Consider the following 18,120-nt stretch of genomic DNA (forward strand, 5'->3'; position numbering starts at 1 on the left):
GACGTTATTCTCTGAAATTGATATTCTATCAACGCGTCCAGATATGAAATACTCTCTTTTTGAGTAATTAATTTTTCCAAAAATTGCAACTTCGGCAAGAGTATCAAAAGACGAATCTAGTGATACCATTGGGTGGTTTAAAAGAATCTTGATAGATGAAACTAATTTTTCGCGTTCCAGTGTAGACCAAAACCTCATATTTTTTTCGCAGTACGATACAACATATTCATTGCGTTTTTCTAAAGGCAGGTCAAAGACTACTTGTAGAAGTCTATGGATAAGAGATCCACGCTTGAGAGCATAATTATCACGAGAATTTTTCTCAAAGAGCCGAGATGTTAATAATACAGGATTTTTTCTTTCTTCTATTGTTGATGGATTTAAAATATTTTGCTTTTCTATTTCATCTTTTGAAGGGGAGAAAAGTTCTTTTGGGAGTTCTTCTGTGTGATGTAATTTGGTGCTAGATGGTTCTTCTTGCAAACTTATATTATCATCACAAGTAACACGCCATTCCCATCCTTTCCATTCATCTATATTGTGAGAGGTTTTTAAGGTTACTTCCTTGAAGTTTTCGTCTTCATGGAAAGCGTTAAAAACCATATCCCACCATGTTCTTTTTTCTTTTGTTTTATTGCTATTATAACCGCAAACGATCAGCTTATCAGAAGCACGTGTCATTCCAACGTATAGAAGACGATGATATTCTTCTTTTTCTTCTGTCATTTGACGCTTTATGTGCTCAGAAACGAGCTCAAGGGAATGGTCTGGTCTAAGGGAATGGTCTTTATGAAGTTTTAGAAACCATGCTGGCGTTTCAGGATATTCTTCACTATCAGAAGAAATAATTTGCATTTTTTTTCTATTTTTGCTGGGAGAAACTTCGCTTCCGTCATCAACGAGGAAAACCACTGGAGATTCAAGTCCTTTGGAAGCATGTACGGTCATTATACGTACTTTATTATGATTTAGACATTCTTTCCTTTTAAGTTCAGGCGGATAATGTTCTAATTCTGATATAAATTCTTGCATATGAGAGGAATTATTTTGTTCGTTTTTGAGCGCAAATTTCAGAAATTCATCTAAAACATCAAGGACTTCATTGCCAAAACGCGAAATAAATTTTTTCCTTCCACTTTTTGATCCTAGTACTAATGAAAAAAAATCATAGGTTGAGTAAGACTGTGAAAGAGTGAGTAATTCGCGTAGAGTTTCATGTATATGACGAAATTTAGACATTCCATCATTGGCGAGTTTCGTCAAATGAGAATAAACAGTTTCTGTTTTTGTGCGTTTTGCACATATTTCAAAGATGTCATCTTCGGAAAGACTAAATATAGGGCTTTTAAGGAGAGAAGCTAAAGACAAATCATCCTCTTGGGATAACATAAATTTTCCAAGGGCAATCAAATCTTTTATAGCAAGATGATCTGTAATAGGGAAGTTATCTCTTCCAGAAACAGGGATTTTATTATCATTTTCGAGAAATTTAGTAAGGCATGCTATGAAAGAAGTACGCTTTCGCACTAATATTAGGATATCTTCAGCACGTATAAGCCTTTTTTTCCCCTTGCTAATGATGGTTTCAGAACCGATCATATCCGATATTTTATTGGCAATACGTCGCGCAAGAATAGAAGATGGAGATTCTTTTGGAGTGTAATCAAAGTAAACATTCCAATCATCTTTTTCGGAGGGAGAAGGGGAATTATCTGGACCAGCTTTGTCCCAAAGATGAACGCTTCCAGAGTGTCCTATGCGATTAGAAAAATGAACGATATTCGCTTGATCGGCGCTAAGTCCTTGTGCATTTTCTTCAATAGAGAATACTTTATCCACAGCAGTTAGTATATCGGCAGTTGATCGAAAAGATGATTGGAGTTCTATTGCAGAGAATTTTTCTCCTGCATCTGTAATACGCTTTCTATAAATCTCTCGTTCACGGGAAAATTGAGTTGGTATGACGCCTTGAAAAGCATAAATAGATTGTTTTTCGTCGCCTACTGCAAAAAATGTGCGTAGATTTAAATGTGCATTGTGTCCAACGAAGAAATCTTCAGTTAAAGAACGAATCACATCCCATTGAATGAGGCTGGTATCTTGAACTTCATCAAGGAGTATGTGATTAATTTCTTGATCTAGTTTATAGCGTACCCAAGCACTGACTTCGGTTTTTTTAAGGAGATCGTTTGTATAGATAATAAGATCATTGAAATCGAGAGAAAAAAATTGTTTTTTTAATTTTTGATAGTTTGAGAGTATATTATCGGCTAAAGTTAATGATGCTAACGTCATTTTTAGTATCTGATATGTGTGCAAACGGTCAAACCATTCCCGAGATTTTTCAAATTTTTCTTTAAAACAAGGATCTTTTTTCAAAATTATAGTAGTAACAGGTCTTTTTTGTATGTGCGAACCTTTTTGTGTTAGAAAAAGATTGGATAAGAGCTTAAAACGTTTTGTGGGAGAATTTTCTTTAGGGATTTGTTCAAGGATACTTGCTGTTTTTAAGTCTGTTGTGCTACCATATTCCTTAGACAGCGAGATATACTTTTCTAAATCTTCACCTTTTAAATCTGGCAATGGCCAAGAATCTTTATAGATTTTGTCATCACTTTCATCAATGGAAAAACCGAAACGCTTTCTTAGTAATTTTTCCGTTCCACCATTTTTATTTGCGAAAGAAAAAAAACGATTGATATCATTTCTATGCTCAATAGCATCAGACATTAACTCTTCAAGTTTGTTTCCGCTTTCCCATTCGAGTATTTCAGCAAATTCGAGTATTTCAGAAAAAGATTTTTCGAGTTCTTTATCATTTCCCATCATAATAGATGCAAGCGTTGATTTTTTTGCTTCATCTTTAAGTTTTTTTGACTGATTATCTCCTATAACGGAGAAATCTCCTGCAATATTCGATTCTAATGGGAATTGTTGAAGGATTGCTTCGCAAAAGGCGTGAATAGTTTGAATTTTCAATCCACCAGGAGTTTCAAGAGTCTTGGTCAGAAGATTCTGTGCTTTTGATAATTGGCTCTTATCTGGTTTTTCTCCTTGTATCTTCGTAATATCTTCAGCAAGTTTTTCATCTGATAGATGAGACCATTCCGTGAGCTTTTCAAAAACACGATTCGACATTTCTGCAGTAGCAGCATTTGTATATGTAAGACATAAGAGGGAAGAGGGATTGTATCCCGCAAGGAGGAGCCGTAGAACTCGTTGAACTAGGACGTACGTCTTACCAGATCCTGCATTAGCAGAAACCCATACAGAACGTGTGGGATCTGAAGCTTCTAATTGTCGTAACTTTGTTTGAGAAATACGATGTTCTAAATCAAAAACATCTTTTAAGGGATAATCAGTTTTCATCGGGTTCTTTCCATTCATCCACGCGAGCGAGATGATCATATTCTCCCATAATAGGGAAGTTGCCCTTCTTTGAAGGGCGTAAATGCGATATGAATGGATTCTTGCCATCCTGTAAAAGTTTTACAAATCGAATCAATTGCTCTAGAGCCTTTTCGACAAGGCTATCTACGGAGATATTATCAATACAATCCTTTTTAAGTTGTTCATTCAAACGTATATAGAGAAGATTATTGACTTTTAGACGACCAATGCCTAAAAAAGCTCCAGCTTGAAGAGCAGCTGCTTCTAAGGCTAGTTGTGGATCAACAAGGTTTTTCGCCTCTTTTAAAGGGGGGACACCGGTTTTATAATCTATGATATCAGCATCTCCTGATGTTAGTATGTTAATGCGATCGGCACGGCCAGTCAGTTTAATTCCGATGGTTTCTATATTCAATCTTGCTTGAATCTCGCAAAAAACCTGTTCGATAGAAGATTGATGTTCTTTTTCATATAAAAGAAAAGCATAGGCTATTTTACGAAAACGATGACGCCAAATGACATCAATATGTGGTGGCAATTTCTCTTCTTCAAAAGAAGAATCTATAACTTTATTCATAGTAGACACTATTTCGGGCGTATTTTTATTGAATTTTTGCTGTATAAGTATCGAAATCATTTTGTGAAAAAAGATACCAAGGTGTTTTTTATCAGGATCGTTTTTTAATAAGGGAAGAGGATCTAATTTGAGGATTTTCTTTGCATAAATAGCATATGGATCACTTATAAGGTTTTTAATTTCTGAAAAAGAAAAAGTTTTTGGTTGTATCTCTCGAGGTGGGAAAGGCCTTGGGCGCTTGGAAAGATCTTGTTGCGTGCTAATGTTGACATCAAGATGTCTAGTCCAATCTAGATAGCATTGTCCTCTTTTTTTGAGATCATCCCAAAAGGTATTCCCTCCAAGTGCCAAAAGGCGTTTTAGCCAGCGTGATGCAACTGTTGGAATATTGTTTTCGCGTATAGAGCGAGTATATATGAGACGACGTGTCCCATTTGCCATTGCGAAGTCGTGAGCAGCTTGACCAATGCGCTTTTCGGCTGTTTCCAGACCCAAATCATTTTGCATCATTCTTGATAGGAAAGGATTTTTAGGTATGTGACTCGGCCATACTCCTTCGTTAAGACCACCTAATATTAGCGTGTCAAAATTCAGCAATCTAGATTCCAGCGTTCCAAGTATAAAAATACGAGAGGATTTTTCTGTTTCGGGTTTAACCGATTCTCCAGCAATTAATGCAGCTACTATACCTATCCATTCAGAAGGGTTGGCTTGTATACAGTGACCAGATTCAATGATTTTGGAAAAGAAAGAATACAAGGCTTTTCCTTCTTTCCCAGTCCATAAATTTTCAGAATTATCACTTGTATTGAGGAAGATATTTTCCAAACAAATAATTGTAGATTCTATCCAATCTAATGTACTAAAACTACTAATCGAAGGATTTTTGCTCATTTTATCGGCAAGAGGCATCACGGATTCTACGATTTTATCTGCTAGTTTTAAGGCAAGATCTTCATCTTCTTCGGAGAGACGAGAACGCCAATGAGGAGGATATTGGTTTTTTTTATGTTCAGAAATTTTTTCCTGAACGATAGATTTTAATTCCATGATACCGTAAAAACATCTTTGTCCTCGCAGTGCAATAAGTTCCAGTGCATTCTTTGCTCTGGATAGATCCTCTATGGGAAATCCAAACCTTGCCAAAGGATGTTTAATGAAAATTGCTATAGCTACGGGATCATTGGATTTCAAGGTCGCGTCTAAAAGTATTTTCAGAATAGAACCTTGTAGTGTAGCCGATAACGGGATACCTGCAGAAATATCAATATCTATACCAAAGCGTGTTAATTCTAATTTTACGCGATGCGCTAGACAACGATCAGCGGTTATTAAGGCGGATTTTGATTTTTTATTATTTTCTCCGGGTTTTTCGAGAGATATTCTCAGTGCTATGGCTATAGCTATTGCTTCTTCTCGTTCGTTTTCTGATTCAATAAATGCTACATCGGCAAAAGCTTGATTAATATTAGGAATGATGTCTTCTAATTTTTTTTTATTATACGAATCAGAATTTTCTGAGGGGAATAATGCCCTTGAAAGTATGTTTGAACGCAAACGCATTTCTTCATCAACATTGCCTAGGAATTGCACATCTTGGCGTTTGATATTCAAGAAATGAAGAATCTTGGCCAGGGAGTATTGAGGATGCATTGAGTAGCTGGAATCCGTTTTTTCGGCATTGTTGGATTGAGCAATCATTGTATTCCAGATGTTTTCAGGCATGGACATATCAAGACCTGGTAGAACTATCACACCGTTAGGTTCATTGGCTATTACTGACATCAATCTTGCCGTTGCTGGTATGGATCCCGTTGATCCTGCAATAATTACAGGTCCCTTTGTTCTTTTCTTTAAAATATGTTCGGCTTCAGCATGCATAAGTGCAATGTGGTAATGGGTTGGGGAAGAAGCGTTGAGTTCGGAGAGCCTTTCTGTCCAATATTTGCTGGCAATTTTCAAAAACTCTAACGTAAGAAACCACCATTTACCGTATTTTGCATTTTCAAGTGAATGCAGATTTTCCCAATCTTTTTCCTCTGTTTCAATAATATCAATGACTGTTGCTAAATTTTTTGCGAGCCAAATAGCATCTGTAGGACTTGTCGGCAAGCTTAGTGGCGATTCAGGATGGATATCACGTATTGAATCTGGCAATCGTTCTCGCCAAGCTATAATTAAACGCGCTAATTCTAGAAGGCGTTGTATACCAGAGAGGGGAGGATTAATCTCGGACAATAAAGGCAAATCTGCATTAAGGGGAGCACCCCCTTCGAGAACGTCACCCAATGGTTTTATTATAGGTAAAATTATAGATTTTTTGCCTATTATTTCGAAAAATTCTGAGCGTAAGGATTGGACTGCATGTTTTGTTGGCACGTAAATTGTAACAGAAGCTAAAGAAAGCGGATTAGATGGATCATATTGAAAGTTTTTTATTAATTGGCCATTCAAGAGGGATGAAGCGAGTTCTCGGAGAAAGGAAGAATAAGGTGCAATGGTAAAGACATTCGGTTTCTGATTTTTCATTTTTTTTATGGACACCTATTTATTGTATGCGCGATTTTCTGTCCAATTTCCTGGTTTCGATATTATGTCTTATGAAAGACACAAATCCTCAATCTCTTGAGCAAAAACAAAGCCTCATTGATTTGTCGAAATAAATAATAAGGAATTAGAATTGTCGCTTGTTTTTGTAGGTGTTTCGTTATCAGGCATACTGTATAATTCTTATTTACTATACTGTATACTTCTAGTTTACTATACTGTATACTTCCAGTAAATGCATTAAAGAGATGGGAAAATAGAGAATCAATATTACTAACCTGTTGTAAAATTTTGAAAATATCAACAATTCCTTGGAAAAGAGTTTCTGCCTTCATAAAACTTAGGATGAGTGGTAGAAAGATAAGTCAAAGTCGCATATTCCTTAAATCATTTTTCAGCAAAAACCAGAATTTTCAGTGACTTTATTATGGAATTCTTAGCTGAGATAGTCGCTGTCCTTCCTGTGCCTTCTTGGTCAAGATGAATGCGAATACGATGAGTAGGCAGAAATTCCTCTCCCCTCTCAGGCCACTCAACAATGCATATCCCTTCATGTAAAGTTTCATCGAATCCTATTTCAAAAAAATCTTGGGGTCCGGATAGTCGATAAAAATCGAAATGAGCTATTGGTATCTTAGCGTCATAAATTTGCACTAAGGTAAAGGTAGGACTCAGGACCTCAAGCTTCTCGTTTTTTGTTAAAAAACGTATTATGGAACGTGCCAAAAAGCTTTTTCCTGAGCCGATATCGCCTGACAAAGATATGCAATCTCTAAGTTTGAGTATACGGGCTATGTTATTGCCGAGGCGAATAGTATCTCTTTCACACGAAAGAGAAATGGTCATGGAATCTTGCATAAGGAAAAACATCGAGACGAAGTATCATTGCGGTTTTTTAAATGGAATGCGACAAGTAATAGTTGTCCCTCCTTCAGCGGTACTTTTAATAGAGGCTGTACCACCATGGAGACTGAGAAAACTTTTGACGATAGATAAACCTAAGCCTGCCCCTCTGCGTTTCCCATGATGTGAATCTGAAAAAAATCTGTTAAATACACTATCGATCATATCTTCAGGGATTTCTGGACCATTATTTGTTACTGAAAAAACGAAATCATTGCCATCCTGAGACGATTTCAGAGTGACGATTGAGCCTCTAGGAGAAAAATCTGTAGCATTACTGAGTAGCTTCACAAAGATTTGAATCAATCTCTGTCGATCGGCTTCGATGGAGTTGAGTTTTCCTTGAGAAAAGACCTTTAAAGTTATATCGCTTTCATGCATTTTATTGGCAACGCATTTTGTAACTTCATCCAAAAGATCATCTATATCAATTTCGCTATAATTTAACTTCATGATACCTGCATCAACGGTAGCAAGATCAAGAATATCATTTACTAGGTTTAATAATAGTGATGATGAATTCGATATATACTCAACGTATTCTGATTGCCTGGCATTCAGGCTTCCCAATTGGGCTTTTTTAAGCAAATCTGTAAATCCGATGATGTTTGTTAGAGGAGAGCGTAACTCGTATGATACATGCTGAACGAAATTGTTTTTTATTTCATCTGCTTTGCGCAAAGCCTCATTTTTTTCAGTTAACGCTCTTTCTGCTCTTACTGAGTCGGTTACGTTGACAAAAGTTAACATGGTCTGTGCATTTGGCAGGGGGATAACGGCATACTCAAGGACTAAATCGGATAAGAGTTCAAGAGTTCCTTTGAAGGATTTTCGTTCATCCTCAAAACTCGTGATTACCGTCACGAACAAATCCCAATCATCAGGTTGATTGTAGTTTTTTGAGCATGTTATAGCGATATTACGGATATGTGTTCCTGGCAATACCTGCTCTTCTTGTATTTCCCATAAAAACCGAAATGCAGGATTTGATAATTTTATTTTGCCATCTGGGCCAAAGACAGCGACCCCTTCAGATAAGTGATCTATAGTTTCTCCTTGAACCTTGACGAGGGTATTGTATTTTGTTTGGAGATTAACTTGGGCTGTTAGATTTTCGAACATCCAGATTGCTCCTCCTTGCGGAAGAGGAACTGCTATGACGCGAAGTGTTTGTCCACTGGGTAAATGCCAAGTATCTTTATAAGTTTGGGAAGACACATAGACGGAAAAAACGTTTTCTTTCCAGCTTTTCCAATTAAGTTGTTCTGGTAATTTGCTTAAAGATCGCAAAAGCTCAAGTAATTCATCATTGCTCGGATTGGAGCTTAAGAAATTAATATTCATTTCCCATAACTGCATAAAAGACTGATTATAGAATTGCAAACAGCGATTTTTATCGAATATGGCTATGGCAACAGTCAGGTGATGCAGTGTTTCATATGTGCGCGTTAATTGGTCGGTAGCTTCTGTCTCCCGGGATACATCGATAGCAATACCAGCTTCTCCAAAAGCATTAGTAACATTGATTATCTTATAGGATTTAAGTATTCCATTCTCAATGCAGGAGATTGTTTCGCAAAACTTTTCTCCTGATTTAGTAGATGATAGTATTCGTTTTCTGACTTCTTCATCGAGAAATTCACGCTTTCCGAAAATTTTTTTCTGAGAAGCGGACTCTTCTGCGTTTTTTCTAAAGCTATTACTTTCCCAAATAAGTTTTCCTCGTTGATCGCGTTGCCATACTGGAGAATCGAGTGAATTTAACAGTAGTTTTAAAACCGATTTGCAACTAATCAGTTTATTGTATTTTAAAGTAGTTTCCGCTAACTCTGCATATATTCCATCCAGTGTAATAACTCGCAGAAAAGCATAGCTTCCTGATACTCTCCCTTCTGTTCTAATGACACAATTCCCTTGGCTTTCTAGTAAAAGATCAAAAGTTTTTCCATCTTCACGCAGTTCTTCTAATGCTTTGGATAATCTTGTATAATCATGGGGTTTCAGCCAATCTTCAAAAGATAGAAAATCGGAGTCTTTTTGGGGAATATTTGTTTCTGGAGGAAGTTGTCCAATAATTTCAGGGATTTCTTCGTCTCCATCCCATACAACGATACGGTAACTACTATCGGTTATTAACGATTGGTATTTTGATAGTTGATGATAGGTTTCGGAAAGAGATGAGTATACCTCAGTTAATTGCTTTGCGAGAGCATTCCTCTGTTGCACCAGTAAAACAATAGGAATAATGGTTACCAAGAATATCCCAACTATCGGGATAAAGATTGCCATCTTATAAGAGGAGAACATCCACCAAATACTTGTTCCGATATCCATTCCTGTCATGTCTATATCTGTCACCATTTTTAATGTTGCCTACTACTTTTAAGAAGCTATCAAAGGTTAATATCGTCTTTTGAGTAGATTTCAGTAACGGGTATTATTAACGAATTCTTGTATATCGTTCGTTGTGAGGTTTTTGTATACTCTTTTGGAACTTTTCATGAACTTATTTTGCTCTTTTTTATCAAAACTTATGTGGATCAAGGATAAAAATATTTTTTGTCGATTTTAGGGATGATAGGTATTCTCATAATTGTTTCCCTTTTTGGTTTTGGAATGGGATTTAATCAGAATTATAAAATGATATTAGATACTTTATAAAACCGTATTTAGAGATTCTGAAAAACATAAAGTATAGGCTTTGAGGATTTTCCCTAGCTTAAATGAATGCATAACTATCCCGTTAGTATTTGCAGCAATTGATTTTTCCAAGGATTCCGATGCCTAAATGGAAAATCATTGAAATATTTTATATGGATATCAAAAACGCCAAAAAGAGACGTATAGCCCCCCGAAAATCGCATCCATTTTCATTCATCTATATGGGATATTACTACATTTTTCAAGGCGAAACGAAAAACTTCGGCGATTTTCCATGAGAAACGGGCATTAATGATATTGCAATGACACGATTAGATCGATTGAATAATATTCAACGGACATAGTCAAAGGCACATGATCTGAAAGAAAGTCCATGTTTTTCGAAGACATAGGTTTGATTAAAAGAAGAAAAATTTGCAAGCAATATTGCTCCCGTCGCATTTAACAGGACAGAACAAGTATTATACCAAATTTTTCCACATTTCGTATGACAGGATTGATTTATTTGTATTTCTTTTGCGGCATGGGTGATAACTTTTCGAAAGTGCCTATGAAAAGAATCTTTTTTGGTAGCGCGTGACTACTATTAGAGGAAGCAGAACCACCAAAAAATTTCCTATTCCTACGAAACTGCGGAGCGCACTTGGAACCATGCCTAGAACGATCCAAATCCCTTTTGCTCATATATTTTAGATTCCATATATGCGATTTGGGAACGATTCTTGAATTTTTTAGCAGTAAGACATGCCTTTTGCACGCAATCTCTAAAGCATATATAAGATTTGGGATAGGCATTAAAACAGAGGTATATGCTTTTCTATGTTTTTGTTGAAAACGTTCTCTATTTTGATTGATTTTTCACGTGCTTAAAACAATTCGAATTATTTCTAAGATCTGAATTTTGACTAAAGTCCTTTGGTCGAAGAGAAGATATTTAAATATTTTAATCTATGTTTTTTTATTTATGTCCTCGGATCGCCAATTCCACGGAAATGTATATTTTTATTACATAGTTTTTTAGGCATCAAATCGTTTGGTTGAAGGATAAAATGAGCGCATATTTTTAGTTAAGTTGACAAAATCCTGAATATTTTTCGAAGAGATATCTGCTAAAAACAAACACGCTTTATTGAGGATGTTGTATTCCAGGATAGGTGCCAATTGTGAAGCTCTCTATTTCATATACGATTATGAAGATTTTTTATGATTATGCAGAGAACAAAAACAAATTTTCAATTTTATTATTGTAATAGGGAAAATTTGGAGTTTCGTTATAGTGTTCCTTTCTTATTGTGTACGTAAAATATCGCTCATGAGCATGAGAGTGCTATGCGATCCCCTTCTTATGAGGATAAGAAATTAGCATCTTTTCGAGCGGTCGATCCTAGATGAATATTGTTATACAAGGGGAAGTAAAGATTTACAGAACAAGTAGTAAAATTATCTCAAAAAGGTTTGGCGAAAGATATAATAACCTCTTCTGCCAAAACTGTTGGAGCGGCAGAAACATCCAATGTGGCAGTAAAAATTGTAGAAAAACGCTTCTCTGAAATGTTAGTAAAAAGTGCGACAAACATCCTTTCCAAAGAAAAAACATATCGTATGGGAGAAGACTCTTTGCTTGCCAGGTGGAAAAGCATTGGATAGACTCTTCAGGAAAATTCGGGTTTTTTTGACTTCACGAACAATCCAATAGCGACTTTTTTTCTCAAATCTGATTAGTATTATACCAATATTAAACAGCAAAAGGTTTCGCAGATTTCCATAGTATTGATACGATCATCTTTGTATTCAAGCGGGATAAATAGTTAAAGGCTGAGAATTAAAAAAACAGAAATAGGAACGATCATAGGGGTTCGGAAGAACAAGCATGGGAGAATGAATCACCATCCTCATTCCAACATTTCCTTCAAGCCTTAACACTCTCCATGAATAGAGGAAAAAGAACAGCTTTAACTGTAAAATCCGGATCAATAGACTCCTTTGAGACTGTGCCTTTTCATTGTAAGAGGTTGCATAACCAATGTATTTTAGACGCTTAACTATAATTTGACGCAAACGATATATCGTTACCCGCTCTTCTCTGGAAAAGGACGTGCTTTCAAAAGGATCTTTTCATGAGATGTTTGTATAACATGTCTGTTGAAAGCTATAAAAATTACAACAATTAGCATGATGCATGCTACTATTAGTTAACATTCCCGCTTTGCTAATTCTGCAACATAAAAAGCATTATCTTCACTTAAGGGCTGATCACAACTAGCAAATATTTTCTGATCTTTATTAACTTCAGAATAGAGATAAAAAACAAGATATTCTCGCAAGTGTCGAAAGGATAGATGCCTCACTTGCTAAGTTTATCTACATTAATGAGTGTGATCTTGTTCTATAGGGAAAGCGATGCGTATTAGTGTTTATATGAGCATTCTCAACCAAAGGCTTTTTATGAAGATGTCGCAAGAAAAGCTATTTTAAATAGGACTGAAAAATTGATCAATAGATGAAATTTAAAAGCATTAAAGGTTGGTTTTTTAGAATAGACAATATGAGATGGTTTATTGTCAACAATGTAATATTCTGTATATTAGGCTATAGCACTTTAAGATGCTTATAGGTTTTTTATTGATGGAGAGGGAACAATTTTATGGAGAGATTTGATCTTCAGAAAAATCATATCCAAAGGAGAAACATGTTTGATCTAGGAGGAGCATCTTGTATTCATTATAATCTCAATACAAGCAAGCTCTATGAAGAATCCATTCGTCGGGAAAAGACAAATCTTACTTGTCATGGTGCATTAAGGGCATTAACTGGATCCCATACAGGTCGTTCCCCCCTTGATAAATTCATAGTGCGCGATGATTACACCGAAAACAATGTATTTTGGGAAAGCAACAAGCATATTTCTCCAGATTGTTTTTCTGTCCTGAAAGCAGATATGTTAAATCATATTGAGGATAAAGAACTCTTCGTGCAAGATTTAATGAGTGGTTCCCATGTAGAGAATGCGTTTTCTATTCGTGTCGTTACGGAATATGCATGGCACTCATTGTTTATACGTAATTTATTGAGGCAGTCAGAGGGTTCCTCATACCATTCTTTCGATCCGGATTTACAGATAATATTTTTGCCAAATTTTCGTGTTAATCCCACTCTGCATGGATGTCGTTCAGAGACAGTAATAGCGCTTGATTTAAATGCGGGGTTAGTATTGATAGGCGGGACTTCATATGCTGGAGAAATAAAGAAATCAGTCTTTACCTATCTTAACTACGTTTTTCCAGAACGCAAGGTTATGCCGATGCACTGCTCTGCGAATATGGGTAAAGAAGGTGATGTAGCATTGTTTTTTGGTTTGTCTGGCACGGGAAAGACAACACTTTCAGCGAGTTCCGAACGAAGACTGATAGGTGATGATGAACATGCTTGGAGTGAAGAAGGTGTCTTCAATTTTGAAGGTGGTTGCTATGCAAAGGCTATTAATCTTTCTAGGGAGATGGAGCCGGAGATTTTTTCTGCATCCTGTCGTTTTGGTACAATTCTTGAGAATGTTATGATAGATGAATGTGGACAACCTGATTTTAAAGACGATTCTCTTACAGAAAACACCCGTGCTGCGTATCCTCTCAACTTTATTCCAAATCACTTCCAAGCAGGTGTGGCGGAACATCCAAAACATGTAGTCATGCTAGTGGCTGATGCATTTGGGGTATTGCCTCCGGTTGCTCGCTTGACTCCGGAACAGGCTATATATTATTTTCTCTCTGGATATACTGCTAAAGTAGCGGGAACGGAGAGAGGAATTACGGAGCCTGAAGCCACTTTCTCGGCGTGTTTTGGCGCTCCTTTTATGCCACGAGATCCTGTTCAATATGGCAATATCCTCAAGGATTATATCGTAAAGTATCATACTGACTGCTGGCTTCTTAATACGGGTTGGACGGGTGGTTCGTATGGAACGGGACATCGCATGCCAATAGCTGTGACACGTGCTTTGTTGAATGCGATTCTTGATGGAACTATCAAGGATGTTCAATGTCGTGTGGATGAAAATTTTGGATTTTTTGTTCCATTAGAGGTTAAGGGAATAGATAAAACGGTTCTCAATCCTCGGCAAACGTGGACTGATGGTGAGGCTTATGACTTGCAAACGAAAGAGTTGCTGTTGATGTTTATGCGCAATTTTGCCAAATTTGAGGATAGGATTGATAGCTCTATCACATTGAAATCAAAGGATTAAAAGACATTATTTTTACAATATGATTTTTTAAACTCCTGGGATTTGATTTGAAATAGCTGAATGAGGGGATTATATACGCAAAAGTACTTTCGATTGGATCAGGATTTGTGTTTATCTTATAAAAGGGCGTCATGTTTTTAGGGCTTGAGTTAAAGAATATGAGGTTAGGTTTGGAGATTATAGTTTTCTCAGTTCTATTGTTTCTACAAGGTGATTTTTCCCTTTGCGCAAAATAAGGTTTGCACGTCTGCGTGTTGGTAGGATGTTTTGTTTTAGATTTTGCAGATTTATCTCTTTCCATATTTTTTCTGCAAATTTTCGAGATTCGTTCTCTTCTATTTGTGTAAAGCGGTTAAAGTAAGAATTTGGATTAGAAAAGGCGGTGTTTCTGAGTTTGATGAAGCGATCTAGATACCATTCGCGTATCAATTTTTCATCGGCGTCTATGTAAATGGAGAAATCAAAGAAATCATATACCATAGGTATGATTTTGCCATCTTTTGGAAAAGGCTGCTGTTGTAATACGTTAATTCCTTCGAGGATTAATATATCTGGTTGCATAATTTCATAAAACTCTCCATGCATGATATTGTATTTTAGATGAGAATATCGTGGCGCCAGTACCTTTTCTTTTCCCGACTGGATATCAGCAATAAACTTCAGAAGCTTCCTTAAATCGTAGCTTTCAGGAAAGCCTTTGCGTTTCATAAGTCCCTTATTTTTGAGAATGTTGTTAGGGAAAAGGAAGCCATCTGTAGTTACAAGATTCACTTTTGGATTAGAAGTCCATCGTTTTAATAATTGTTTCAAAACACGAGCTATAGTGGATTTTCCTACTGCAACTGGACCTGCTATGCCGATAATAAAAGGTGTTTTATTGGGTGTCTGAAGATTCAAAAATTGTTTGCGTTTATTAAAAATAATTTTCGAGGATTCTACGTGATCTGACAGCAGGCGTGATAAAGGCAAATATACTCGGCAGATCTCGTCCAAATCGATTGGGTCGTTGAAAGAGCGCAAATGATCAACATCTTCTTTTGATAAAGTAAGCAGGGTATCGCCACGAGATTTTTCCCATTCATGTATGCTAAACAAGTGATGGGGAGAGTATATGCTTGATTTCAATGGATTTTGATGTTCTCTCTAGGAAATATTATGATCAAATCTATGCAAAATATCAGAAGCTCAATCAGTACACAACTATTTCCAATCTAAAGAGATTTCATCTCCTATCTTGTTGATTCTTGATCGAATTTTCTATGGTTTTTTATCACTATAATAAAAGCTATTAAAATCGTCCACATAATATTTTTAATGATAGATATCCTTTTGGAATGTCTGAAAATTTTTACGTGCCTATTTGAAAAAGATCAATTCAGCATCAAATCTTCTAGTTCTAGAAAAGATATACGATGCATAAAAAACATTTTCAGGCTAGAAGATATATCTTCTTGATATCATTGTTTCTTAGGATGAAATGGATAGGTGCAATATTCTCTCTGTTGACCTGCATTTTCTTTCATTTGAAGAGAGAAAGGCAGGAGAGATTGGTCAAAAAATTATTATCAATTAATATTGAGGGATTGTTATCTCCATCCAAGGGAAAGATCGTAGTTTCCATTATGTTAAGGGGCGTTTTTTAATTGATTTTCTGTTTTTTAGTCGTATAAACACCAATATATATTTGAAGACTAGGGTAAGGATAATATCGGAAATAAAATTTATCAGATTGCAATTAAGATCATACTTTCTATAATGCCTACAAAAAGATAGTTGATTTTCTGCGTTTGAGGTAACAATGGTTTCGATGAGTGAGCATAATGCCGCTCTTAAGATGTATGCTACGACGATTTTAGCAGTACGCAAGGGTGGTAAGGTTGTAATTGCCGGTGATGGACAAGTGAGTCTCGGAAATACCGTGATGAAGGGTAATGCCCGAAAAGTCCGTCGCTTGGGAAAAGGTAATATCCTAGCTGGCTTTGCAGGGGCTTCTGCAGATGCGTTTGCTCTTGTAGAGAGATTGGAAAAAAAACTTGAGCAATATCCAGGCCAGTTATTGCGTGCATCGGTTGAGTTAGCCAAAGATTGGCGTATGGATAAGTATTTGCGTAATCTTGAAGCTATGATTCTTATGGCCGATAAAACAGTAACATTGGTGATTACGGGAACGGGAGATGTTCTTGAGCCAGAGCATGGAGTTATGGCAATTGGTTCAGGAGGTTCTTATGCTCTTGCGGCGGCGCGTGCTCTGATGAATACGCAAAAAACAGCTGAGGAAATTGCTCGTGAAGCTATGTCGATTGCGGCTGATATTTGTGTTTATACTAACCAAGAAATTGTGGTTGAGGTATTAGAAGTTAACAACTGATAGGATGGATTATGCTCACGTTAAATCTTTCTCCTCGTGAAATTGTTTCTGAGCTTGATCGGCATATTGTTGGACAAGAGGATGCAAAGCGTGCTGTAGCTATTGCGCTCAGGAATCGTTGGCGACGTCAACAATTACCTTCGGACTTGCGTGATGAAGTAATTCCAAAAAATATATTGCTTATCGGTCCTACGGGGGTTGGGAAAACAGAGGTTTCGCGTCGTTTGGCGAAATTGGCAGGAGCTCCTTTTATTAAAGTTGAGGCGACAAAGTTCACTGAAATTGGATATGTAGGGCGTGATGTTGAGCAGATAGTTCGAGATCTTGTTGAGGTTGGAATTAGCCTTGTTCGTGAGAAAAGACGCAAGGATGTGCGAGAAAAAGCCACTTTTAATGCAGAAGAGCGGATTCTAGATGCTCTTGTTGGAGACAGGTCTTCTTCTTCAACGCGAGAGCTTTTTCGTAAAAAACTTCGTGATGGTGAGATGTCTGATAAAGAAATAGAAATAGAGGTATCAGATACGTCATCTCCGGAGATTTCGGGTTTTGATGTTCCGGGAATGGGTGCTAATGTGGGGGTTTTAAACCTTTCAGAATTGTTTTCCAAGGCAATGGGCGGGCGCAAAAAGAAGATGCGCATGTCGGTTCAAAATTGTTATCCAGAGCTGATACGAGATGAATCTGATCAATTGATTGATGCCGAAACGGTTCAGCGGGAAAGCATTCAAATAGTTGAAAATAATGGAATAGTTTTTTTAGATGAAATTGATAAGATAGTAGCGCGAGATTCCGGATCCGGAATAGGGGTTTCTCGTGAAGGCGTGCAGCGCGATCTTTTGCCATTAGTGGAAGGGGCTACAGTTTCAACAAAATATGGTCCTGTCAGAACAGAACATATTCTCTTTATTGCGTCAGGTGCATTTCATGTATCTAGTCCTTCTGATCTTTTGCCTGAAATGCAAGGGCGATTTCCAGTTCGGGTAAAACTAAAATCTCTTACTAGAGATGATTTTCGTTTAATTTTAACAGAGACGGAATCCAATCTTATAGTCCAGTATGTTGAGCTTATGAAGACGGAGGAGGTAGCCGTGAAGTTCACGGAAGATTCGATTGATGCTCTTGCTGATGTGGCTGTTAATCTCAATTCCACTGTCGGTGATATAGGTGCCCGTCGGTTGCAAACAGTTATGGAGCGTGTGCTTGATGATATATCTTTTTCTGCTTCAGATCGAAAGGGAGAGGTTGTTGTGATTGATGCTGAATACGTGCGTCAACACATTGAAGATCTTGCGTCTGATGCAGATATATATCGATACGTTCTGTAAAATGATTGCGCACGCGGCGAATTTTATTTTCGTTGGATATAATTTTTAAGGCCTAGAGTCAAATTTTGTAGATTTATTGAGAGGTGATATATTTGGATTAAGTTTTAGG

General features: G+C 36.8%; 9 protein-coding genes. 3 read left to right on the forward strand and 6 right to left on the reverse strand.

The window, feature by feature from the left end; all coding sequences use genetic code 11:
- From addA to H0G72_RS04105, 5 genes are all read right to left on the reverse strand, one after another.
- Positions 1–3,369, reverse strand: a 3,369-nt coding sequence (gene addA, locus H0G72_RS04085; protein ID WP_182017509.1) for a double-strand break repair helicase AddA, incomplete at its 3' end; no start/stop codon positions are given.
- Complete coding sequence (addB, locus tag H0G72_RS04090) at positions 3,359–6,496, reverse strand: double-strand break repair protein AddB (protein WP_182017510.1); 3,138 nt, start codon at positions 6,494–6,496, stop codon at positions 3,359–3,361. The genes addB and addA, both read right to left, overlap by 11 nt.
- 405 nt (positions 6,497–6,901) lie before the next feature.
- Entirely contained in the window at positions 6,902–7,384 is a 483-nt protein-coding gene (tsaE, locus tag H0G72_RS04095) for a tRNA (adenosine(37)-N6)-threonylcarbamoyltransferase complex ATPase subunit type 1 TsaE (protein WP_182017511.1), read from the reverse strand.
- Positions 7,385–7,396: 12 nt separating this feature from the next.
- On the reverse strand, positions 7,397–9,778 hold the full coding sequence (locus H0G72_RS04100) for a PAS domain-containing sensor histidine kinase (RefSeq protein WP_182017512.1): 2,382 nt from the start codon (positions 9,776–9,778) through the stop codon (positions 7,397–7,399).
- Positions 9,779–11,523: 1,745 nt separating this feature from the next.
- Positions 11,524–11,718: a hypothetical protein gene (locus tag H0G72_RS04105; RefSeq protein WP_182017513.1), complete on the reverse strand. Its 195-nt coding sequence runs from the start codon at positions 11,716–11,718 to the stop codon at positions 11,524–11,526.
- A gap of 1,004 nt (positions 11,719–12,722) precedes the next feature.
- Here H0G72_RS04105 and H0G72_RS04110 point away from each other — a divergent pair.
- Entirely contained in the window at positions 12,723–14,318 is a 1,596-nt protein-coding gene (locus H0G72_RS04110; protein ID WP_182017514.1) for a phosphoenolpyruvate carboxykinase, read from the forward strand.
- 177 nt (positions 14,319–14,495) lie between these two features.
- Here H0G72_RS04110 and coaA read toward each other — a convergent pair whose 3' ends face one another.
- Positions 14,496–15,443: a type I pantothenate kinase gene (coaA, locus tag H0G72_RS04115; RefSeq protein WP_182017515.1), complete on the reverse strand. Its 948-nt coding sequence runs from the start codon at positions 15,441–15,443 to the stop codon at positions 14,496–14,498.
- Positions 15,444–16,125: 682 nt separating this feature from the next.
- On the opposite strand from coaA, the gene hslV reads away from it, so the two are divergent.
- Both hslV and hslU read left to right on the forward strand, forming a co-directional pair.
- A complete protein-coding gene (gene hslV / locus H0G72_RS04120) occupies positions 16,126–16,686 on the forward strand; it encodes an ATP-dependent protease subunit HslV (protein WP_182017516.1) in 561 nt (186 codons plus the stop codon).
- Between the two features lie 11 nt (positions 16,687–16,697).
- The gene (gene hslU, locus H0G72_RS04125; protein ID WP_182017517.1) at positions 16,698–18,011 is read left to right on the forward strand and encodes an ATP-dependent protease ATPase subunit HslU; all 1,314 of its coding nucleotides are present in this window, start codon (positions 16,698–16,700) and stop codon (positions 18,009–18,011) included.
- The last annotated feature ends 109 nt before the right edge of the window (positions 18,012–18,120 follow it).

The organism is Candidatus Liberibacter sp., from assembly GCF_014048425.1.
In the GTDB taxonomy this organism is placed as follows: domain Bacteria; phylum Pseudomonadota; class Alphaproteobacteria; order Rhizobiales; family Rhizobiaceae; genus Liberibacter.